The following is a 21,194-nucleotide window of genomic DNA, read 5'->3' as shown; positions in this document are numbered from 1 at the left end:
CTTCGGCTGCGCATGCAGCAGCGGGGGAGGATGACGGGAATGACCGAATATTTGATTAGGCGGTTGGTTCAATCGGCAGTGGTAATGTTCCTCATTACGGTGTTGACGTTCGGTCTAATTCATTCGGCTCCTGGCGGGCCGACCAAGGTGTTTCTGTCGCCCGGGTTATCGCAGCAAGCGGCGAAGGTTCAGGCGGAGCATCTCGGACTCGACAGGCCGATTCCGGAGCAATATTTGAAGTGGGTAGGCGGACTGCTTCGAGGGGATCTGGGCTATACGTTCAAAAATCATCTGCCGGTCGGAGATATTTTATGGCCGACAGTCGGACATACCATGGTGCTAATGGGTGCTGCATGGCTGCTGTCGCTTCTCATTGCAATTCCGTGGGGTGTTTATAACAGCACGAAAGAATACGGATGGTCGGACCAGACGGCATCGTTCATCTCTTATATTGGGTTCGCGATGCCGACCTTCTGGTTCGGCATACTGCTGCAGGAGTTATTCGCTCTTAAGCTTGATTGGCTGCCGCTGTCGGATATGTGGTCGCTGGACAAGGAGGGGCAGATCGGCGATTTGTTGCTTCATCTGGTTCTCCCGGTTTCAGTGTTGACGCTTGGCTTTCTTGCGGGGTATGTCAAATATGCCCGCACTAGCATGCTTGAGGTGCTGCAGCAGGATTATATTCGAACGGCACGCGCCAAAGGCATTCATGAAGTTCGAGTCGTGTACCGTCATGGGTTGCGCAATGCGCTTATCCCAATCATAACGATCATCGGGTTGGATTTGCCGATACTCGTAGGCGGGGCGACCTTGACCGAGAATGTGTTCAATTGGCCCGGGATGGGACGGTTGTTCGTCGAGATGGCGCTTGCCCGGGAGTATTCGGTCTTGATGGCTATTACGTTGGTGACCGCTTTTATGGTCATCCTTGGCAATTTAATTGCGGATTTGCTATATGCGCTTGTCGATCCTCGCGTACAATTGGGACGCAAAGGAGGCAGCACAGCATGAATTTAACGATTCGTGAACGCCAGCCGGAACCGGCGGCGGAGCCCGGCTGGAAAGGCGGTGCGAACATTAGCGGTTTGACTGTATCGAGGAGGCCTCCTGGGATGTGGAGGAACGGCGCCTCGAAGTTTATCCGCAATCCTTATGCAGTAGCCGGTCTAGTTGTACTCGTTTGCTTCATCATCTTGGCGTTGCTGGCGCGGGTCATCGCCCCGTATGATCCCGCGGCTATCGATCTGCTCGGCGCTAATTTGCCGGCGGGCGCAGGCAATCATTGGCTTGGTACGGATGAGCTTGGAAGAGATATTTTGTCGCGGCTGCTTGTTAGCGGGCAAGTATCGCTTCTTATCGGCTTCTCGGTCGCGTTCGCGTCCGTCCTGATCGGTACAATGGTCGGTGCCGTTTCCGGCTACTTTGGCGGTTGGATAGATGTATGTTTCATGCGGCTAGTCGACGTTATGAACGCTGTACCGCTCTTGTTTTTGAACATTCTTATTCTAGCTCTCTTCGGCTCGAAATTCAGTTATATGATTATCGTGCTTGCACTGACCAGTTGGATGGGCGTTGCCCGGCTCGTCCGAGGCACGTTCCTTCAATTGAGAGAGATGCAGTATGTCGAAGCGGCAAGGGCGATCGGCGTATCGAATACGGGCATTATCGTACGGCACCTGCTCCGGAATTCGACCGTTCCCATAATCGTGACGGCAACTTTAATGGTTGGCGGCGCCATTCTTAGCGAGTCGGCTCTTTCGTATCTCGGTCTCGGCATACAGGCTCCTGACACGAGCTGGGGAGTTATGTTAAGCAACGCACAGGAGTTTATGCTGATCGATCCGCTTCAAGCATTGTATCCGGGCTTATGCATTTTGCTAGTGGTGCTTGCCGTCAATTTCGTAGGGGACGGCATCCGGGATGCGCTTGATCCGAGAAAACAGACGCATCCGAGCCGGAAGGGAGTGGGCATATGGCGGAGAAACTCCTCGAAGTTCGAAGTCTGACGACAGGATTTGCGGCTGGTCAAGGGCTTGTGAAAGCAGCGGAGGGCGTAACAATATCGATTGATCGGGGGCAAACGATTTGCCTCGTCGGAGAATCAGGGAGCGGGAAGAGCGTCACTTCCTTGTCCATTATGCGTCTTGTAGAGTTTGCAGGCGGCATGATTTCGGAGGGAAGTATTCGACTTGGCGGAGAGGAACTGACGACCAAATCGCAGAAAGAGATGTCGCGCATTCGCGGCAATAAGATGGCGATGATATTTCAAGAACCGATGTCGGCGCTTAATCCAGTCTTCTCTGTCGGCGAACAGATTGCCGAGAGCATTCGGCTGCATCAGCGGACCAATGCCGCAGAGGCGCGGCGCAGGGCGGTCGACATGCTTCGTCTGGTCGGCATTCCCGACCCGCACATTCGGGCGAAGCAGTATCCGCATGAGTTGTCTGGCGGCATGTGCCAACGCGTCGTGATCGCAATCGCATTAGCATGCAGCCCTGATCTGCTAATCGCCGATGAACCGACAACTGCGCTCGACGTGACCGTACAAGCGCAAATCTTAGACCTACTTCGGTCGCTGCAGCGCGATCTCGGCATGTCCATCTTGCTCATTACGCATGACATGGGCGTTGCAGCACAGATGGCCGACCGAATTGCCGTTATGTATGCAGGTGTGATTGTGGAAGATGGTCCGGCTCAAGACCTCTTCGAGCATCCTGCTCACCCCTATACAATGGGTCTGCTCCGATCCGTACCTTCTATGGACGGCGAGCGGGAGGAGTCGTTATACACAATTCCAGGTACGGTACCCTCGCTGCATCAGCTGCCGCAAGGCTGCCGCTTCCATCCGCGCTGCCAGTCAGCGATGGCACGCTGTGCGGTGGAGTCTCCTCCTCTTGAAGGGGTAGGTCCCGATCATAAAACAGCCTGCTGGCTGTATGACAATAGTGCTGGCAGCAAGGAGGTGCTGAGCAAATGAATGCAGAGCGGGCAGTAGCGGCGTCAACCCATATTATTGAAGCTCGAAACGTTAGTAAATACTTCCCGATACGGCAAGGCCTGCTCAGCCGTGTCGTCGGTCATGTTAAAGCGGTCGACGGGGTTTCACTAGCGATCGGACGCGGAGAGACATTCGGTCTTGTAGGCGAGTCGGGTTGCGGCAAGTCGACACTTGGGCGAGTACTTTTGCAGCTTCAATCTGCCACGGCAGGGGAGGTGTTGTTCGACGGTACGAGCTTGCAGGAGCGTTCGGCAAGCCAGATTCGCGATCTGAGGCAGCACATGCAAATTATTTTTCAAGATCCTATGGGCTCGTTGAATCCGCGGTTCCTTGTTCGAGATATTATCGGCGAGCCGCTGCGTATTCATCGCAAGCTGAGGGCCCGTGAGCTTGACGAACGAGTAGCCTCTCTGATGGAGCTCGTCGGTCTAGATGCTTCCCGGCGTAACCGTTATCCGCATGAGTTCTCCGGCGGACAGAGACAGCGCATTGGTATCGCCCGGGCAATAGCATTGACGCCTTCTTTCATCGTAGCTGATGAAGCGGTTTCGGCACTCGACGTTTCTGTACAATCGCAAATTGTCAACCTGCTGGCGATGCTGCAACAGCAATTAGGCATCGCCTATTTGTTTATCGCGCATGGATTGAACGTCGTACGTCATCTGTCCGATCGTGTCGGTGTTATGTATTTGGGCAAGCTTGTCGAAGTGTCTCCGACCGACGAGTTATACCGGCAGCCGCTTCATCCCTATACGGTTGCTCTGCTGTCCGCCGTGCCAAGGCCGAATCCTAGCGACAAAAGACAACGAATCGTTCTGCAGGGCGATGTCCCTTCGCCCGCCAATCCGCCTACCGGCTGCCGGTTCCACCCGCGCTGTCCGTACGCTCAAACCCGCTGCCGGCAGGAAGAACCGCTGCTCCGCACCGTCAACAGCGGAGGTCATCAAGTTGCTTGTCATTACCATTTGTAATCGAACCTATCGAATCGAATCGAGCTAGTCTATCTAGTCTATCGAACCAATCGAATCAATCGAATCATTATTCAATGCTCCCTGCCTTTGCTCCACTATCCCCACAACTCAGGAAAAAACTACATGATTAAACAGGTATAAATTGTAAAATATGAAGCACAAGTTGCTTCGTTGGTTAGGTGATACGAAGTGAAAGTGAAAGTGAGACACGAGTAGCTTCGTTGGTTAGGTGATATGGAAGTGAAAGTGAGACACGAGTTGCTTCGATTGGTTTGGTGATATGGGAGTGAAAGTGAGACACGAGTTGCTTCGCTTGGTTAGGTGATATGGAAGTGAAAGTGAAACATGAGTTGCTTCGATTGGTTTGGTGATATGGAAGTGAAAGTGAAACACGGATTGCTTCGTTGGTTAGGTGATATGGAAGTGAATATGAGTCATGGATTGCTTCGATTGGTTTGGTAATATGGAAGTGAAAGTGAGACACGAGTTGCTTCGTTGGTTAGGTGATATGGAAGTGAATATGAGACATGGATTGCTTCGATTGGTTTGGTGATACGGGAGTGAATGATACACGAGTTGCTTCATTGGTTAGATGATACGGAAGTGAATATGAGACATGGATTTCCTCGATTGGTTTGGTGATATGGGAGTGAAAGTGAGACATGAGTTGCTTCGTTGGTTAGGTGATACGGAAGTGAATATGAGACATGGATTGCTGCGATTGGTTTGGTGATACGGAAAGTGATTGTGAAACACGAACTACTTTTAGGCTTGGTTATATGGAAAATGAATGTGAACACGAGCTGCTGCTTTGGTGATCAAGGCGTAATTATTGCTGAAAGTGAATATGCAAGTCGGATTTCTTTACATGAATGGTGCGGAAGGCGACAGAAGAAAGCGGATTGCAATAAATATTGAGTCTCCCTGTAGGATAGTTCTGGGCCGTTCACAAATGTCACTATGATATTCTATACTTTTGCGTTAATGATCGGAGGGTTGTAGGAGTGAGCTGGTTTGAGCATATTTGAAATATGCGAGCAAGCAAGGGTTGCCTCTGTTGGCGTGAGTTATAACGGAAGGTGAATTCATTCGCATACGCTTGCAAATATTTGCGTCCGAGTCCGTGAAACGTAAGATTTGCCCAACTGCTAAATTCAGCGATGCATCTTACAAGAGGACGAAAACAAGAACGATGCAGCCGGAATCGTACAGATTTCACTTCGGCCGCGGTTAAAGACACGGCATCCTTAATGAACTCTTGTTCGCCGTCATGGGAGATGTAGCCGTTGGGTTGAACATGCTGCGGGTCAATGATTCGGAGTCTTAAAACATCTACCTCGCCAGTATCGTGAACAGATCCTCCTGCGAGAAGCGGGTGGCGTTGCGGATCCTTTTCGGTATATGGATTAAATGGAGAGCCATATGCGCCGCCTTGTACGCGAACAATGCCGTTGAGAAGAGGATCACACTCAGCTTGATCCAGAGCATCACGGAGCTTATGAAGCATCAGCCATGCAGTCTTATAAGTGACCTGAATAGTGTGGCTTAGATTTATTGCACTAACGCCGTCCTCAGAGCTGGCGAACAAATAAATTGCGATAAACCATTTGCGGAGCGGAGTGCGGCTATTCTCCATGGCAGTTCCCTTCGTCAGAGAGTGCTGGTGTTTGCAGCTTGCGCATTCGAAAAGCGGAAGCCTTCGAGTCGTGACAGCATACGCCCGTCCATGATTACATTCCGAGCAACAAAAACCGAGCGGCCACTTCAATTGAAATAGGAAAGAAGAACAGATTTCTTCATTGTTATAATGATTCAAAAAAGACTCCAAGGAAGGGAACGGCATAGCGGATTCGCTCCTTTAATCGAACAAGAACTTGGTCGATCAAAACATGTGTTCTTAAGTAATTATACCGAACACTTGTTCCTGTTTCAATGTTTTTTTTGGTAGAAATCCGGGTGGCTTTTGATAACAATTTGGGTGATTATAGTAGAACTATTCTTTCCTGAGTTAAGGGGATAGTGGACCAAAGGGACAGCAAGGCGAGTGTGAAGCTATGTGAGGCTATGTGAAACTACGAGAACTACATGAGAACTACGAGAACTACGAGAACTACGAGAACTACGAGAACTACGAGAACTATGTGAACTACAGGAAACTGTGTGAACCATGTGAAACTACGAGAACTACGTGAACCATGCGACGCGTATCAATCAGAGCACCGGAAGTGATAAGGGAAACAAGCGAGGGAGCGTCCTAAATTTCGGGCGGTCTCTTGTTTCTTGTTCTCATTAAACCGTAGTATACTGAAACTTACTTATGAGTACCGAGAGGGGATATGGGGTTCGTGGCTTTTAATCGATGGTTTGAGAAATGGATGTTTCTGCTTATCCCCGGATCGCTCGTACTAGGGTTTCTATGTTCGTCGGCGCTGCGTCCGATGGTTGATGCGGTACCTTATCTATTCGCATTCGTTACGTTGTCGATGGCCATAGGCTGCGGTATTGGGGAGCTGCGGCAAGTGATGCGGCAACCTGGCATATTGGCATGGACGTTCGTGCTTACACATGTGGCGGCTCCACTGGCGGCTTTTGGTATTGGAGCGGCGCTGTTCGGCGCTGATTCACCCTATGTTGTCGGGTTGGTGCTGTTCGCGATTATTCCGCTTGGTGTTTCGTCCGTACTATGGGTCGGCATGTCGGGCGGCATTGTTGCGCTAATGCTGGCGCTCGTCGTCGTGGATTCCGCGCTAAGTCCGCTCGTTGTACCTGCAGGCTTTCACTTGCTGTTCGGCGCGGTCGTTGATATCGATACCGGCGGCATGATTCGCGATCTTGTGCTTATTATCGTTGCGCCGACTGCAATTGGCGTTCTGCTCCATGAGCTTTCGAGGGGGCGTATTAAAGGCATCGTTCAGTCCTATACCGCCCCTGTGTCCAAGCTGTGCTTCGTTGCGGTTGTCGCGTTAAATGCGGCTGCAATTGAGCCTTATGTCGAGCAGTTAAAGCATGATATGGTCCGTCTCATTCCAGTCAGCATTCTGCTCGTTGCTTTGTGCTATGCCCTCGGCTTCTTCGGCTCAATGCCTTACCGTAATCGGGAGCTGCAGGTCACAGTGTCTTACGCGTCCGGAATGCGCAATATATCGCTTGGCATTGTATTAGCGATGGGATATTTTAGCCCGCTATCGGCTGTGCCGGTCGTGTTATCCATACTGATTCAGCAGCCAATGGCGACGCTGCATCATTACATTTTACAAAAAATTAACAAACGGGATGCTGGCGCAACTGCTCCTATACATGTACGATAAAGTCGTATGCTGCCGAATGGCGACAGGAGATGACGTAAGGTGATGAACAATTTTCGCACACGGTTGACGCTTATTATGATCGGCATTATCGGGTTATCCGTACTAGCCTCCGGGCTTATTATGGCTAATATGTTCAAGAGCAAGCACATTCAAGGACTAGAGAGCAGTATGGTTCGCGAAATCTCGATTATTGCAAGCGGTATGAAGTGGGCTCCTCCGGGCGAGAACATGTCGGAGCAATTTGATTATTATACGAGATTGGCAGACGACTTGAACCGCGATACGGGTGCCCGCACTACCTTCATTCGTCCGGACGGGCTTGTGCTGGGAGATTCCTACCACGACCCGAGAACGATGGACAATCATCTACAGCGCAAAGAGGTGCAGCAAGCGCTGTCAGAAGGCACGGGCCGCACGATTCGTCTTAGCGATACGATGAATACGAACATGCTGTATGTAGCGAAAACGGTCCAAGTCGGGCAGGATAACTATGTTATTCGTCTTGCTATGAGTCTTGCTAGTGTAGATCAAAGCATTCGGGATTTGTGGACGGCGCTTATCGTATGGCTGCTTGTTCTGTTCTTGGTCGGCGCGTTAGTCAGTTTCCGGGTTGCGCAAGGGATGACGCGTCCGCTAGAGCAGATTACGGCAGTAGCGAAACGGATTCAACGCATGGATTACCGGGCGAGAGTTACCGTCGTGAAAAATGATGAAATAGGAGAGCTCGGAAGCGCGATCAATGCGATGGCGGACAGCTTGCAGGAGCAGATGGAGCGGATTCGCCGGAATGAAAGCCAATTGGAGAGCGTGCTCGATAATATGATTAACGGCATCGTCATGATTGACCGGACAGGCCGTATCGTGCTGATCAGCCGCAGAGCGGAAGAGATACTTGGCTTCTCGTCGAAAGAGCTTGTCGGCCGTCATTATACGGATGCGAGGCAGCAGCATGAGCTGACGCAGCTTATCCGGGAGGCGTTCGAGAAACAGTCTTACATTCATGATGAGATGACGTTCTACTATCCGGAAGAGAGGCTGCTCGAGCTCAACATCGTACCGGTTATGCAGGATCAAGATGAATTTACAGGCGTACTGCTCGTCCTGCAGGACGTGTCAGCGATCCGCCGTCTGGAGCGGATGCGAAGCGAATTCGTTGCCAACGTATCGCACGAGCTGAAGACGCCGGTTGCGGCAGTGAAAGGCTTTGCGGAAACGCTGCTCAGCGGCGCGGTTAAGGATGAGGAGACATCGCGCTCATTCCTTCAGATCATCTATGATGAGAGCGAACGGCTTAACCGTCTGATCGGCGACATTCTAGAGTTGTCGAAGATCGAATCCCGCCGCGTTCCGCTTCTGTTCTCTCCCGTCGAAATGGGCACATTCGCCGCGAAGACGCTTCAGTTGCTGGAGGCGGAGGCGGCGCGCAAAGCGATCGAGCTGAAACTTGTAGCTGACGGTGACATTTATGTCGAAGCGGATGAAGACCGTCTGCGGCAAATTATTATGAATCTGCTGGCGAACGGGATAAGCTATACGCCTGACGGCGGGAAGGTTACACTTATAGTCGAGCCGGTATGGCCAGCATCGTACAGTCATACAGCGCAATTGGACGATGAGGCGCGCGATGATTACGACCGGATCCGAATTATTATAAAAGACACTGGAATCGGCATACCGAAAAAAGATTTGCCGCGTATTTTCGAACGTTTCTACCGAGTCGATAAAGCGCGTTCGCGCAGCTCAGGCGGTACGGGACTAGGCCTGTCGATCGTCAAACATCTTGTCGAGCTGCATAACGGAACGATAGCTGTAGACAGCGAAGTGGGCGTTGGAACGACGTTCGTTATCGAGCTTCCTGTCATTCATCCCTAGCTTCTGTAAGAAAAGGGTTGACCGAAGTTTACGAAACCATGATAAAATAGTTGTAAAATGTAACTTGCGCAGATTGTCGCTTGCCGGCGATAAGCGAATTGGAGGTATCCATGTCGCATAAGGTGCTAGTCATCGAAGACGAACCGACTTTGGCCCGATTATTGTCGTATAACTTGACGCAGGAAGGCTATGAGACGACGGTCATCGATCATGGTGGAGAGGGACTGCAGACGGCGCTTCAACGAAGCTTCGATCTGATTATTCTGGATATTATGTTGCCTGGCATGAACGGCTTCGAGATCTTGTCGAAGCTGCGTCAGAACGGCGTTCGTACGCCGATCATTATTCTGACTGCACGCAACGCCGAAGAAGAAGTCGTTCAAGGTTTGAAGCACGGGGCGGACGATTATATCACGAAGCCTTTCGGCGTAGCCGAGTTGCTCGCTCGCGTATCCGCTGTTCTGCGACGTACGCAGCAGGACGAAGGCAAAGCAGCCGTCGAGTCGAACGAAAAGGTCATTATGGCCGGCGATCTGGCGATTTATCCGGAGAAGTACGAGGTTGTGCTCAACGGTGAGACGGTGCCGCTGCGGCCGAAAGAATTCGAGGTGCTGCTCTACCTGGTACAGCGGCCAAGCATGGTTGTAACGAGGGATGATCTTATGAATATCGTATGGGGCTTCGATTATATCGGCGGCCAACGTACGGTGGACGTGCATGTCAGTTCGCTTCGCAAGAAGCTGGAGCTCGGTCAGCAATCCGTGCAAATTGAATCCATCCGCGGCGTCGGCTACAAGCTGGTGCTTCCCAAAAAACTCGGTTCCTTCAAGTGAGAAGGAGACCGGGTTTTTTTGTTGTGTTGTGCGTGTCCGTTATTTTTTAAACAATTATGAAGAAATAAAATGATCCGTTAATACTTTTTCTTCTTTCATTTTAATAATCTTGTTGTACGATTCGGAACGGCTATTACAAAGGGAATGAAACCTCGAACGCTACAAAATATCGTAAGGGAAGAGATAAACGAATGAAATCCAGCGGGTGTAACGAAAGCGGCTTAACGCGGCGGGAGTTTGAAGTCATCTCCTTAATCGTGTTCAAAGGCTGCACGAATCAGGAACTGGCGGACAGTCTGTGCATTAGCGAGAAGACAGTAAAAAATCATGTCGCGAACATTTTTAAGAAGATGAACATTACGAGTGTCCGGAAACTGATGTCCATCTGTATGAGCGCACTGCTCGTGGACGGCAGCATGTACAGCGACAACGCGGAATATTGTCAGGCGAGACTCGTGACGGCGCTTAACAGATGGAGCAAATAACGATGCCGGAGAAGGGTGGAGTGCGGGTGGTGCCGGCAGATGTCCGCGCGAAGCAGATGGCGATAGATAGCGTGTATCGAACAGAGGAACAAGGGCTGGTCTTTCAATTAAACGTAGATGTATTGCAAGGTATGCTGGGCGGATATTCAATATAGAGGGGGAGATTGCCCCCTCTTATTTTTTTACAAACTTGTAACCGACGCCCCAGACGGTCTTAATATATTGGGGCTCCTTCGGATTGTTCTCGATTTTCTTGCGGAGATTTGTAATGTGTACGTCAATGGCTCGTTCATTAATATAGGAATCGATGCCGCGTATTGCGTTGATGAGCTCTTCGCGGCTGAACACTTTGGCTGGATTATGGTACAACAGCTTCATAATTTCGAACTCGGAATAGGTCGTCTCAATCTCTTGTCCGTTGCAAATAAGAAGACGGCGAGCCATGTCGAGCGTCAACACCCAATCGTCCGCAGCTGGCGGTACGGCTGGAGCTGCATTGGCTGTATGTGCCGCAAAGGACAGTGAACTCGTGCGGCGCAGGACGGCTTCAATGCGGGCTTTCAACTCCTGCATGCTGAACGGCTTGCATAGGTAGTCGTCTGCTCCCTCAGAGAGGGATTGAATGCGTTCCGATACCTTCGTCTCGGCTGAGGTAACAATGATCGGGATATTCGTATATTCTCTTAGCAAAGCGCAAGCGTTAATACCTTCGGTGTCTGGCAGCATTAAATCTAGTAGAATGACGTTGGGCGGAAAGTCCGTAAGTGAACGAATCCCTTCTCCGGCACTTGGAACGCGAGTCACTTCATATTGCTCTTCCGTGAGATAGAGGCTCAACATGTCTCCAAAGATGTTGTCATCTTCAATTATTAGAACTTTAGTCATGGATGCTCCCGCCTTAATCAAACGAATGTTAGCAAAACTAATACTTTCCTAATATTTTAATCTCCATAATTATTATATTATGTCGAAATATGCCCGTCTATCGTTATTTAAGTATAATAGAGTAAGACTTACGTCGTTGTATGATGGCTTATCATCAGGAGGAATACAGACTCATGTTTGAACACTACATATTGAATTTAGCCTTGCTTGCGATTTTCGTGTTTATAGGCGTGCAGCTGTATTACCATCCGCTGGTGAGCCGGATGTCATCCGCCCTTCGCATTATATCGACAGGAATGTACTGCGGATTAACCGGTATTATTCTACATCGCTTCGGCGTCACTTACGGATCGGACTATGTGCTTGATTTGCGGACGATCGCGATGATGATCGCGGTTTATTTTGGCGGCGTCCGTGCCGGCATTCTCTCTATTGTGATTATGACGATTCCCGAATGGAATGATCCGTCCGTCTGGTTCAGATCGGTCGTGGTCGGTCTGATCAACTGGTTGATCGCCGATGTTACGATTCAATACATCCGCTCGTTCTGGTACCGGTGGCTTCTGCTGGCGGTTGTGCCGGCCGCCATTTTTACGCTGGCTGGCATTGTACTGGATGTGCCGCCCTTCGATCGACAAGTGTGGTCCTTCCTATTGGTAAGCTTGTTCGGCACTATGTTTATCGGCTCGCTGCTTCGTTATTTGCAGCGGGTGGACGAATGGCGTTCCGAATTGGAAGTGGCAAGAGACGAACTGCACAGCGCGTTAAGCTTGCAGCACGGGCTCACGTTCAAATTAGTAAAGGCAGACGGACAGTTTGTATATAAAATGATTAGCGGGAAGCTCATGCAGCGGGCGATCGGAATCGATCAGGATTATATGGAAGATTTGAAGGCGTTCAATGTACTCACTCACGACGCCGATATTGCGTACCTTGCTTCCAAGTATGAGAAAACATGGGAGAGCGGCCAACCGTGCAGTTTCGAAGGACAAATGGCCGGTTTTAACTTATGGGTAACGCTGGAGCCCATTGTGGAGGAGGGCAAAGTTACGTCGATCATCGGCTGCGTCATGGACGTAACCGATAGCAAAAGAGCGGAAAAAAGAATAAGCGCGAATGAAGCGCGCTACCGGTCGCTTGCGGAGAATCCGCAGGATTGTATTCTGGAGCTGGATATGGACGGGAGAATCCGGTTCGCGAACAGTTACTTCGGCCAAGTCGTCGGCGTTGAGCCGGAGAAGATTGCGGACTGCGGACTCGGGCTGTTCGATTTGAATTGGACGATAAATGAAAGCCAGTGGCGGAACAAGCTGACCGAGCTTGTCACTTCAGGCAAGAAGAAACGGTTCGAGACGAGCGTCGTGGAGGCAGACGGACGGCATAGTGAGTATTATGTTACGCTGTCGATTATTACCGGAGCCGCCGAAGAAGGTCTGTCGCTTATATGCAGCATGCACGAAATTACAGATTTGAAGCTGGCCGACCGGGAAAGCCAAGCCAAGAGCCGGTTTCTCGCGAGGGTCAGTCACGAGATTCGCACACCGCTGAACGGCATTATCGGCATGTCGCAGTTGATGAAGCAGACTGAACTGACGGATATTCAGCAAGATTATGTGCATAAAATACTGTCTTCCTCCCATCTGCTTCTTGGCATCATTACCGATATTCTCGATCTGTCCAAAATTGAAGCCGGCAAATTGAACATGGAGCGGATCGAATTTCAAATGGATGAATTGCTGTACGAGCTGACGAGCACGCTCGGCGTGTTGAAAGGTATTAAGCAGATCGAAGTCATCCTCGATTCGGAAGCAGGGCTGCCGGACCGGGTTGTTGGAGATCCGCTCAGGCTGAAGCAAATCCTAATGAATTTGTGCAGCAATGCGATCAAGTTTACGGACGAAGGGCATGTCCTCATACGCGTTCAACGGGTCAGTCAAACAGATAACGGAGTAAGGCTCCGGTTCACGGTAGAAGACACTGGTATGGGCATGTCGGACGAACAGGTCCGCATGGTGTACGAGCCATTCTGGCAAGCTGAGCATGACAGCGGCAAAACATTGTCCGGCACGGGGCTCGGGCTGCCGATCGTGAAGGAGCTCGTGGCATTGCTGGGCGGAGAAATGTGGGTCGTGAGCGAGTCTGGCGTCGGGAGCCGGTTCCAATTCGAGCTTGATTACGCCGTTACGAAAGACTGCGAGCTGCGGAATTGGACGATTGAGACGGGGAACGGTCCTTTCCACGTTCATCTCGTCGAAGATAGCGTGATTATGCGGGATTTGATGGTTCGGTCGATCCAATCGTTCGGATGCCGCGTTACGACCTCGCCGACATGGGAGCATCTGTATGCTTTCATTGAAGGTGCGAATAACTCTGGCTATCCGGTAGATTGCGTCTTACTCGATATGGAGATGGATGATATGTACGGTGAACATACATGGAATCGGTTGATGGGCTCGATTGACGGCAAACCGGTCTCAGTTGTCGCTACATCGTCTGCATACGCAAGAGAAGAGATTATGCAAATGATGGACGGCCGGCTGCCGGATGCGATGCTCAATAAGCCGACAAGCCGGCTCGAACTGTTCCGGACGCTGCAGCGAATTGCGCAGCGGAGCCCGGTGACGGCTGCTGCTGAAATGGCGGCGGACGGTATTCCCGGCCAAGATGCGGTTCAAACGGCGGGTACCCGGGTGCTGCTTGTCGAGGACAATATCATTAATCAGCAAGTGGCGATAGAGCTGCTCCAATACCGGGGCTTCGACGTCGTCGTCGCAGGCAACGGACTCGAGGCGCTTGAACTGCTGGAGGCAGGCGGAATCGATATCATTCTGATGGATATGTATATGCCATTATTGAACGGCTACGAGACGTCCAAGCGGATTCGCGAACAGGAAGCGTACAACGACATCCCGATCATTGCACTGACTGCCAATGCCATGCAGCATGATCACCAGACGTATTATGAAGTTGGCATTAACGATATTGTGCTGAAGCCGCTCGATGCCGAATTGTTAAGCCAATGTATGGACAAGTGGCTGAAGTCCGTTCGGCTGCACAGCAAGAAGGCGGCTGAGCGTGCATTAATACATGATATCCGGCTCAAGGTGAAAGGCGTCGACATGGATGGTGTGCTGCAACGGCTGGAAGGAAGAGGCTCGATTCTGGTTCACATTTTGCAATTGTTCAAAAAAGAGTACACGGCATTCGCCGACCGGCTTATCCGGCTGATGGAGGAAGGCCAGCAACGGGCGGCGGAGCGCGAGGCGCATACGCTGATCGGCGTTGCCCGCAATCTGTCCGCTCACCGGCTAGCCGTTGCGGCCATCCAACTGGAGGCGGCGCTGCTCGACAATCCGTCCGCCTACCGTCCGGCGCTGGACGCCGTAATGGCTGAAGTCAATATGATCATCAGCTCGCTTTCAACCATAGAAGCAATTGAATAAGATTGAATGAGAGAAAGCACGCATTCGCCGTCTGCTCCCCGACATGGAGGCAGGCGGCTTTTATATTTATTGCAGCAATATTAATAAACAGCAAATACATTCAGAAGAACTTTCCTAATAATTACTGTTTATACTTCGTTGTAGATTGAATGAGCGCGGAGGTGAGAGCATGAATTTGCTTCCTTATTACAGGAGCCAATTCGTTGCTAATTGTTTAAAACATGAAGAAGATTGGGTCGAATCGCTTCTTGATGATCATATCAGCCATTGGCACCGCGACCGATTGAAGTGCCATGAATTTTTTCGAATGACGAACCATAACGGCCTGGCCTGCTTCGAGTATTCTGTTACGCTCCCGTTTGAGTATTTCAGAGCGGAACGCCAGGAGCAAGCCTATCCGCGCGCAGTGGCAAGCGAATTGGAATTCCGAAGCAACGAGCAATACGTGTTGATCACGTATTCGATGAAAGCCGAGAACATTAATGGCTCCGTGCTCCGTTTTCTATTCAAAGCAAGGAGCGAGGCTGCTCAATCGATTGACTTCACCGGCGGATCCGTACGCAAGCATCAAAGCGCCGGGCATGGAGCGTGCTGAAGCACATGCCTTACCGAATAAGATCAGGCCGCTCAGCTGCAGCCTGATCTTATTGTTATGGATGCTGAAATGCCGGAGATGGACGTATACATTCAAGCTGTACCGGTGAGCTGTTCGGCATCCAAGCAAGCCATACAGGGAGAAGAAATGAGCGCTGCAGTTCATCGGACTGGATCATTTCAAACTAGTGAACGAAACATACGGGGACGATGCCGGTGACCAGCTTCTGATGAATATGGCCCGCAAGCTGCAAAAGCTTGGCGGTGAGAGCGCCCGTACAGTACGAATGGGCGGCGATACGTTTGCTTATCTGTTCCCATACCATTCCGAAGCAGAAATCGAGGTCTTCGGCCATGCTGGAACAAGAAGAGTTGAACAGCAAACCAAGGTAATTCCATGTGAGAGGCAGTGGAGAAGCGGTGAAAAATGCTCGTTTCAAACAAATGTTCCAAATTCGCAAATTGTCCACGCGGCTTATGCTCGCTACTTTCTTAATTGCGGTCGTCATTATCGCATCTATGGCGTTCTCGTTGTTTATTCCGAACTCTGCGATGTTCCAGAAGCAGATCAAAAAAGATCTTGGCTGGCAGACCGATATCATTGCTCTGAAGCTGGATCAAGAAATCCAATCCAAGTTCGCGAAGCTGGAAGCTGCGGCGAATATCGGGATGTCGTACGGGACGGACGCGGCAAAGCATCAGGCGCTTGTTACTGCTTTCGCGACAGGCAATCCGGAATACACGGTTTCCGCCTATTCGCTTGATTTGACCGGCAAGAACAGCTTTGATCAAAACGGGAAGCTGCTGGACTTGGCGAGCCGCCCTTATATTCAAGCAGTTGAGCAGGGCAAGCCTTTTATTTCCGATCCGGTGCCGGCGCTTAACGATTCTTCGAAGCTCGTTGTGACGTTCGCGGTGCCGCTGTTGAAGAACGGTATGCCATTCGGCTTCTATGCAACGAGCTACTCGATCAGCGAAGCGGCTAAAAGCGTCAGTGAAGCGTCCATCGGCAAGACCGGTTATGCAGTGCTCGTAGACAGCCAAGGCATTGTTCAGAGCCATCCGAAACCGGAGCTGATCGGTACGAAGTTGGCCGATCTAGGCATGCCGGAATCGCTTGCGGCGTTTCAAACGGTCAGGAACGGGAACAAGGATGTCAGCTACAATTATACGTTCAACGGCGTACATAAGATTGGACATTCCAGCGCGACTAAGAACGGCTACGTCATTCAGATGGCGGTGCCGGAGACGGAACTGACAGAGCCGATCACGGACATGATGCGGACGACGCTTATTGCCGCCGCACTCGTAACGCTGGTTGCTATTGCGATCACATACGTGTTCACAACGAGATTGGCCAAGCCGATCGTCTACATAACGGAAGTTGTGCAGCAGCTGTCCAAAGGCGACTTCCGTCCGCGGCTTCGCATCAAGACGAAGGATGAGCTTGGGGAACTCGCTTCCCACATGAACGGTATGCTGGATTCGTTGTCATCGACGATCGAGCAGGTGAATGCGGCTTCGATCAGCGTAGCGGCTTCCGCCGAAGAAATTACAGCAAGCACCGATGAGGTGGCAAGGGGCAGCGTCGATCAAGCCGACCGCGCGCTTACGATGTCCGATCTGTTCGATGATTTGGAGCGGGCCGTGGAGCTTGTATCGAATAACGCGAAGCAGGCACGCGATTATTCCGGCGATGCGGTTCAGATTGCTCAGCAAGGCATGGACCAAATTAACGGTTCGATCGACACGATGGAGCAGGTCAATCAGAAGATGGAGACACTGGAGCGGGATTCGAAGCAGATCGGCGACATCGTGCAAGTCATTAACGAAATTGCGGAGCAGACGAATCTGCTTGCGCTCAACGCGGCGATCGAGGCGGCGAGAGCGGGCGACCAGGGACGCGGCTTCGCCGTCGTGGCCGGTGAAGTCCGCAAGCTCGCGGAACGAAGCGGCAATGCGACGAAGCAGATCGCTTCCATCATTCACGGGATGCAGGACAACACAACGACGTGCGTCAAAGCGGTCAGCGAAGGCGTGCAGCAGTTCGCACAGACACGGCAATCGTTCGACGGAATCGTCGTGAAAGTGAGCGAGGTATCGGACAAGGTGAACGATATTGCCGAATCGAGCGCAGAGCAATCGGCCAAAGCGTCCGATGTGCTCTTGGCGATCGAATCGGTCGCGGCAGTCAGCGAGGAGGCTGCGGCTGCAGCGGAGCAAACGGCGGTCGCCTCTCAAGAGCTAGCGACGCTGGCGGAGCGTCTGCACGAGTCGATTGAGGTGTTTAAATATAAAAGGTAACGAAAAAAGCAAAGCGGTTTAAGGTTGAGCGGCTCGTGAAGCCGCTCAACTTTTTATTTGGATGGATGGAAAATGGACGCGCTCGAAGGATGTCGAAATCTCGTTGCTTTTGCGCCTTTGGGCATGCTACCATCTTTTTGCAAGGTCAATATCGTTCAATAGGAGCGGGTCATGATGAATATGAATGTTCTCATCTATTTCAGCCAGTACAGCACGCTGCTGATCGGGATGATCGTTGTGACCAGGTGGATCTACCCTTACTTGTCTTCCAAGACGGTAATTGGGTGGAAGAAGGTGAGCTTTGGCTTGCTGTTCAGCTTACTGGGGTTGCTTATTATGCAGATGCCGCTTGCGACCAGCCACAGTCTGCATATGGATGCCCGGCTTGTCAGCGTTGCGCTGTCGGGCATATTCGGCGGACCGTGGGCCGTGCTAATTACGGCGGCTGTTATAGGCGGTTACCGGCTGACGCTCGGCGGAGCGGTCATTTTTCCATTGGGAGCGCTCATTTGTACGTCTTTGATAAGCATTGCCGGCTATTATCTTCGGATGAAATATGTTCGATGGTTCATATGGATCGCTTGGTTGATCGGGTTCGCGGTAGGGGGCAAACGGTTCTATGGGCTCTCTTAGCGCCGGCCGAGGGAGTCGAGTTATTCTTCCGCGAGTTCGACCAAACGTTTATTCTTTTTCATACGGCAGCTGTACCGTTGTTTTACTCCGTCATGGCTTATGAGATTAAGAGGTACGAGACGGAGCAGACGCTCATGCATTACAAGAATCATCTGGAAGAGCTCGTCGAGCAGCGAACGCAGGAGCTGGAACACAACAACGCGCTGCTAGCGGACGCGAAGCAGTCGGCAGAATCGGCGAACAAGGCGAAGAGCGAGTTTTTGGCTAATATGAGCCACGAGATACGGACGCCTATGAATGCTATTATTGGTCTTAACCATTTGATGAGGCGGACGGAATTGACAGAGCGCCAGCAGGACTATTCGAACAAGATGATGCTCTCCGCTAACAACCTCATTACGATCATTAACGATATATTGGACTATTCCAAAATCGAAGCGAACAAAATCGTGCTCGAGCAGATCGATTTCGACCTGTTCGAGGTGCTTCATAACGTTTCCAGCGTCATCAACGTGAAGGCTTACGAGAAAAGGCTCGACCTTCATTTCGCGATTCATTACGAGGTTCCGCAGATGCTCGTCGGAGATCCGCACCGGTTGAGCCAAGTGCTCATTAACTTGCTGAACAATGCCGTGAAATTCACCGACCGGGGAGAAATTACGGTTGAGATTGAGCGTGAGCATTCGCCGCAGGAGGATATGGCTGCAACGCTTCGCTGTTCCGTAAGCGATACGGGAATTGGCATGACGATGGAGCAGCAGACGAGGCTGTTCCGGCATTTTACGCAAGCGGATATGTCGACAACCCGCAAATATGGAGGAACAGGACTCGGCCTCGTCATCAGCAAGGAGCTCGTTGAACGAATGGGCGGAGAGATGTCGGTCGAGAGCGAGCCAGGGCAAGGCAGCTGCTTTACGTTCACGGCACGGTTCGAATTGTGTTCGCGCACATTCGTCAACATTCAGAAGGACAGTCCAGTCCGGTTCTTGAATGTGCTTCTGGTATGCGACGAGCCGGATATGCAGAAGGTGCTTACATGCCAGTTGGAGCAGTTCCAATTCCAAGTCGCCATAGCGGATTCGGAGGATGCTGCCGCTCAGCAGTTGTATTCAGGCGCAAGGTTCGATCTTGTTATTGTCGATTGGAAGCTCAATCATGATGATCCGATTCAATTGGCCGAACGAATCAATCAATATGGCTCTTCGCCGATGCAGGTTATTGTGCTCGTCAGCGCCTATCACGATCTGGAGTTGCAGCAGCGTATCCGTTATACACCGATTGAGAAAGTGCTGTATTACCCGATGAGCCAGTCTCAGCTTTATAACGAAATGGTGGGCTTATTCCATAAGCATGTATTGGACAAGCAGCATATCGGCAAGGAGAAGGAGCAGCAGATCCATTATGATGCGCTGCGGGAAACGTCGATTCTCCTGGTTGAAGATAATGAAATTAACCAGCAGGTGGCCTTGGAGATGTTGAAAGGGATTGGCGCCACGGTCGATATCGCATCGAACGGCGCAGAAGCGCTGGAGCTGCTGGATACCAAACGTTATGACATCATCTTGATGGATTTGCAAATGCCGGTGATGGACGGGATCGAAGCGACCCGCCGCATTCGGCAGCGGGAAGACGGGAAGGATGTACCCATTATCGCGATGACAGCCGATGCGATGAAGGGCGTGAAGGAGAAGGTGCTCGAGAATGGGATGAACTCGTACATTACGAAGCCATTCGAACCAGCACAGCTGTATGCGCTGCTGCAGCGTTTCGTGCTCAGCTACCGTCGAGCGGCGGTTTCTCCGGCTGGAGAACGCCCGGATATGCCGGACCGGCTGCCGGGGCTTCACCTGGCGGAAGCGGTCGAGCGGCTGCGCGGCAACCGGGCGTTCTACCTCGGCATTCTGACCCGGTTCGCAAGTGACCATGCGAATGCCGCTTCGGAGATCGCCGAAGCGGTTGCGGCCGGCGAACGCAAGCAGGCCGAATTGTTCGTCCATACGTTGAAGGGAGTCGCCTCCAATCTTGGCGCGAAAGAGCTGGCGGAGACGGCGGAGGCGGTGCAGGCTTGTCTGACGGGTGAGGACGGAGAGCAGCTTCGCTTGCGGCTGGAGAAGCTCAGCGAAGAGATGTCGGTCGTCCTGCAGTCGATTCGAATTGCAAGCCCGATGCTTGAAGACGCCGTGTGACCGGACGGACTGGCTAAGGACGTGTTCCTGAAGGAGCGACTGCCTGTGAGTATTTTGAAGGAACTGTCATCCCAAGTCGGCGAACGATCGCAGGATGCCAATCGCGCTGCCGCGCAGCGGTGCTTGGATGAACCGGCGCTGCTTGCGGAAATAGCGGAAGCGTTCAGCGGCCGCGATGCGGCGCTGCTGGGCGATTGCTGCGAAGTGTTGACGAAAGTGGCGGAATCGAGGCCGGAGCTGGTTGTTCCTTATTTGACCTTATGCGTGCCGCTGTTGTCTCATAAGACGACGCGGGTGCGATGGGAGGCCATGCATGCCATTGCTCTGACCGCGCATCTTATACCGGAGACGGCGAGCGTTCTGTCTGCGATGCTTGCGGTGACGATTCGCGAAGATTCGAGCACGATCGTACGCGATTATGCGGTGGATGCGCTCGGAGGCATAGCACGGTCAAGCGAGGCTGCTGCAGCAGCGGTGTATCCGCTATTGAGGGATGCGCTGACCGCAGCGGACGGCAAGCACGCGGGCCGGGCGCTCGCGGCGCTGCGCCGCGTCGTCGAAAGCGCGCCAGGCCTGGCCCTTGAAGTGCTGCAAATTGCGCACGACTATGCGGATCACGGCAAGCCCGCTGTTCGCAAAGCGGCAAAGATGCTTCTGCATGATTTGCCCGGCGGTCAGGCAA

At 51.8% G+C, this 21,194-nt stretch carries 17 protein-coding genes and 2 pseudogenes; 16 read left to right on the top strand and 3 right to left on the bottom strand.

The genetic code is table 11. The features are described from left to right. The first annotated feature begins 39 nt into the window (after positions 1-39). From PKO01S_RS16640 to PKO01S_RS16625, 4 genes are read left to right on the top strand one after another with little or no spacing between them, the layout of a single operon-like run. Entirely contained in the window at positions 40-1,011 is a 972-nt protein-coding gene (locus tag PKO01S_RS16640; protein ID WP_127532561.1) for an ABC transporter permease, read from the top strand. Then, positions 1,008-2,006, top strand: a complete 999-nt coding sequence (locus PKO01S_RS16635; protein ID WP_127532560.1) for an ABC transporter permease — start codon at positions 1,008-1,010, stop codon at positions 2,004-2,006. The genes PKO01S_RS16640 and PKO01S_RS16635 overlap by 4 nt, the downstream gene beginning before the upstream one ends. After that, positions 1,973-2,977, top strand: coding sequence for an ABC transporter ATP-binding protein (locus PKO01S_RS16630; protein ID WP_127532559.1), 1,005 nt, complete (start codon positions 1,973-1,975; stop codon positions 2,975-2,977). The genes PKO01S_RS16635 and PKO01S_RS16630 overlap by 34 nt, the downstream gene beginning before the upstream one ends. Next, the gene (locus PKO01S_RS16625) at positions 2,974-3,969 is read left to right on the top strand and encodes an ABC transporter ATP-binding protein (protein WP_127532558.1); all 996 of its coding nucleotides are present in this window, start codon (positions 2,974-2,976) and stop codon (positions 3,967-3,969) included. Before PKO01S_RS16630 ends, PKO01S_RS16625 begins: the two co-directional genes overlap by 4 nt. A gap of 958 nt (positions 3,970-4,927) precedes the next feature. On the opposite strand, the gene PKO01S_RS16620 is transcribed toward PKO01S_RS16625, so the two are convergent. Both PKO01S_RS16620 and PKO01S_RS29790 read right to left on the bottom strand, forming a co-directional pair. After that, positions 4,928-5,605, bottom strand: coding sequence for a hypothetical protein (locus PKO01S_RS16620; RefSeq protein ID WP_246070601.1), 678 nt, complete (start codon positions 5,603-5,605; stop codon positions 4,928-4,930). Positions 5,606-5,641: 36 nt separating this feature from the next. Continuing rightward, positions 5,642-5,812: pseudogene (locus tag PKO01S_RS29790) on the bottom strand (transposase); the annotation flags it as partial. A 502-nt stretch (positions 5,813-6,314) separates the two neighbouring features. Here PKO01S_RS29790 and PKO01S_RS16615 point away from each other — a divergent pair. The 5 genes from PKO01S_RS16615 (at position 6,315) to PKO01S_RS28840 (ending at position 10,622) form a co-directional block, all read left to right on the top strand. After that, on the top strand, positions 6,315-7,277 hold the full coding sequence (locus tag PKO01S_RS16615) for a bile acid:sodium symporter family protein (protein ID WP_407669661.1): 963 nt from the start codon (positions 6,315-6,317) through the stop codon (positions 7,275-7,277). A gap of 42 nt (positions 7,278-7,319) precedes the next feature. Continuing rightward, a complete protein-coding gene (gene pnpS / locus PKO01S_RS16610) occupies positions 7,320-9,149 on the top strand; it encodes a two-component system histidine kinase PnpS (protein WP_127532591.1) in 1,830 nt (609 codons plus the stop codon). Positions 9,150-9,259: 110 nt separating this feature from the next. Continuing rightward, positions 9,260-9,982 carry a response regulator transcription factor gene (locus PKO01S_RS16605; RefSeq protein ID WP_127532556.1) on the top strand — a complete coding sequence of 241 codons (723 nt, stop codon included), beginning with the start codon at positions 9,260-9,262 and terminating at the stop codon, positions 9,980-9,982. A 191-nt stretch (positions 9,983-10,173) separates the two neighbouring features. Then, positions 10,174-10,467, top strand: a complete 294-nt coding sequence (locus tag PKO01S_RS16600) for a response regulator transcription factor (RefSeq protein ID WP_127532555.1) — start codon at positions 10,174-10,176, stop codon at positions 10,465-10,467. Positions 10,468-10,469: 2 nt separating this feature from the next. Continuing rightward, on the top strand, positions 10,470-10,622 hold the full coding sequence (locus PKO01S_RS28840; RefSeq protein ID WP_164779642.1) for a hypothetical protein: 153 nt from the start codon (positions 10,470-10,472) through the stop codon (positions 10,620-10,622). A gap of 19 nt (positions 10,623-10,641) precedes the next feature. Here PKO01S_RS28840 and PKO01S_RS16595 read toward each other — a convergent pair whose 3' ends face one another. After that, positions 10,642-11,352 (bottom strand): response regulator transcription factor, encoded by a 711-nt coding sequence (locus PKO01S_RS16595; protein ID WP_127532554.1) that lies wholly within the window; start codon positions 11,350-11,352, stop codon positions 10,642-10,644. A gap of 173 nt (positions 11,353-11,525) precedes the next feature. Here PKO01S_RS16595 and PKO01S_RS16590 point away from each other — a divergent pair, with 173 nt between their 5' ends. The 7 genes and pseudogenes from PKO01S_RS16590 to PKO01S_RS16560 form a co-directional block, all read left to right on the top strand. After that, a complete protein-coding gene (locus PKO01S_RS16590) occupies positions 11,526-14,795 on the top strand; it encodes a response regulator (RefSeq protein ID WP_164779641.1) in 3,270 nt (1,089 codons plus the stop codon). Between the two features lie 169 nt (positions 14,796-14,964). Further along, positions 14,965-15,390: a hypothetical protein gene (locus PKO01S_RS16585; protein WP_127532552.1), complete on the top strand. Its 426-nt coding sequence runs from the start codon at positions 14,965-14,967 to the stop codon at positions 15,388-15,390. Between the two features lie 154 nt (positions 15,391-15,544). Beyond that, a pseudogene (locus PKO01S_RS29785) lies at positions 15,545-15,763 on the top strand (diguanylate cyclase domain-containing protein); the annotation flags it as partial. 46 nt (positions 15,764-15,809) lie between these two features. Continuing rightward, positions 15,810-17,693, top strand: a complete 1,884-nt coding sequence (locus PKO01S_RS16575) for a methyl-accepting chemotaxis protein (RefSeq protein WP_127532551.1) — start codon at positions 15,810-15,812, stop codon at positions 17,691-17,693. 171 nt (positions 17,694-17,864) lie between these two features. Beyond that, complete coding sequence (locus tag PKO01S_RS16570; protein WP_127532550.1) at positions 17,865-18,326, top strand: LytS/YhcK type 5TM receptor domain-containing protein; 462 nt, start codon at positions 17,865-17,867, stop codon at positions 18,324-18,326. After that, the gene (locus tag PKO01S_RS16565) at positions 18,257-20,512 is read left to right on the top strand and encodes a hybrid sensor histidine kinase/response regulator (protein WP_127532549.1); all 2,256 of its coding nucleotides are present in this window, start codon (positions 18,257-18,259) and stop codon (positions 20,510-20,512) included. Before PKO01S_RS16570 ends, PKO01S_RS16565 begins: the two co-directional genes overlap by 70 nt. A 45-nt stretch (positions 20,513-20,557) precedes the next feature. Next, the coding region (locus tag PKO01S_RS16560) for a hypothetical protein (protein WP_164779638.1) at positions 20,558-21,194 on the top strand (637 nt) is incomplete at its 3' end.

Source organism: Paenibacillus kobensis NBRC 15729, from assembly GCF_004000825.1.
GTDB lineage: Bacteria > Bacillota > Bacilli > Paenibacillales > Paenibacillaceae > Paenibacillus_T > Paenibacillus_T kobensis.
This window is presented reverse-complemented; position numbering and strand designations above follow the sequence as displayed.

What these genes read in the sequence shown, in the direction of transcription:
- PKO01S_RS16640 (WP_127532561.1), top strand. Translation starts at nt 40, where the DNA reads ATGACCGAATATTTGATTAGGCGGTTGGTTCAATCGGCAGTGGTAATG.
- PKO01S_RS16635 (WP_127532560.1), top strand. Translation starts at nt 1,008, where the DNA reads ATGAATTTAACGATTCGTGAACGCCAGCCGGAACCGGCGGCGGAGCCC.
- PKO01S_RS16630 (WP_127532559.1), top strand. Translation starts at nt 1,973, where the DNA reads ATGGCGGAGAAACTCCTCGAAGTTCGAAGTCTGACGACAGGATTTGCG.
- PKO01S_RS16625 (WP_127532558.1), top strand. Translation starts at nt 2,974, where the DNA reads ATGAATGCAGAGCGGGCAGTAGCGGCGTCAACCCATATTATTGAAGCT.
- PKO01S_RS16620 (WP_246070601.1), bottom strand. Translation starts at nt 5,605, where the DNA reads ATGGAGAATAGCCGCACTCCGCTCCGCAAATGGTTTATCGCAATTTAT.
- pnpS (WP_127532591.1), top strand. Translation starts at nt 7,320, where the DNA reads ATGAACAATTTTCGCACACGGTTGACGCTTATTATGATCGGCATTATC.
- PKO01S_RS16605 (WP_127532556.1), top strand. Translation starts at nt 9,260, where the DNA reads ATGTCGCATAAGGTGCTAGTCATCGAAGACGAACCGACTTTGGCCCGA.
- PKO01S_RS16600 (WP_127532555.1), top strand. Translation starts at nt 10,174, where the DNA reads ATGAAATCCAGCGGGTGTAACGAAAGCGGCTTAACGCGGCGGGAGTTT.
- PKO01S_RS28840 (WP_164779642.1), top strand. Translation starts at nt 10,470, where the DNA reads ATGCCGGAGAAGGGTGGAGTGCGGGTGGTGCCGGCAGATGTCCGCGCG.
- PKO01S_RS16595 (WP_127532554.1), bottom strand. Translation starts at nt 11,352, where the DNA reads ATGACTAAAGTTCTAATAATTGAAGATGACAACATCTTTGGAGACATG.
- PKO01S_RS16590 (WP_164779641.1), top strand. Translation starts at nt 11,526, where the DNA reads ATGTTTGAACACTACATATTGAATTTAGCCTTGCTTGCGATTTTCGTG.
- PKO01S_RS16585 (WP_127532552.1), top strand. Translation starts at nt 14,965, where the DNA reads ATGAATTTGCTTCCTTATTACAGGAGCCAATTCGTTGCTAATTGTTTA.
- PKO01S_RS16570 (WP_127532550.1), top strand. Translation starts at nt 17,865, where the DNA reads ATGATGAATATGAATGTTCTCATCTATTTCAGCCAGTACAGCACGCTG.
- PKO01S_RS16565 (WP_127532549.1), top strand. Translation starts at nt 18,257, where the DNA reads ATGGTTCATATGGATCGCTTGGTTGATCGGGTTCGCGGTAGGGGGCAA.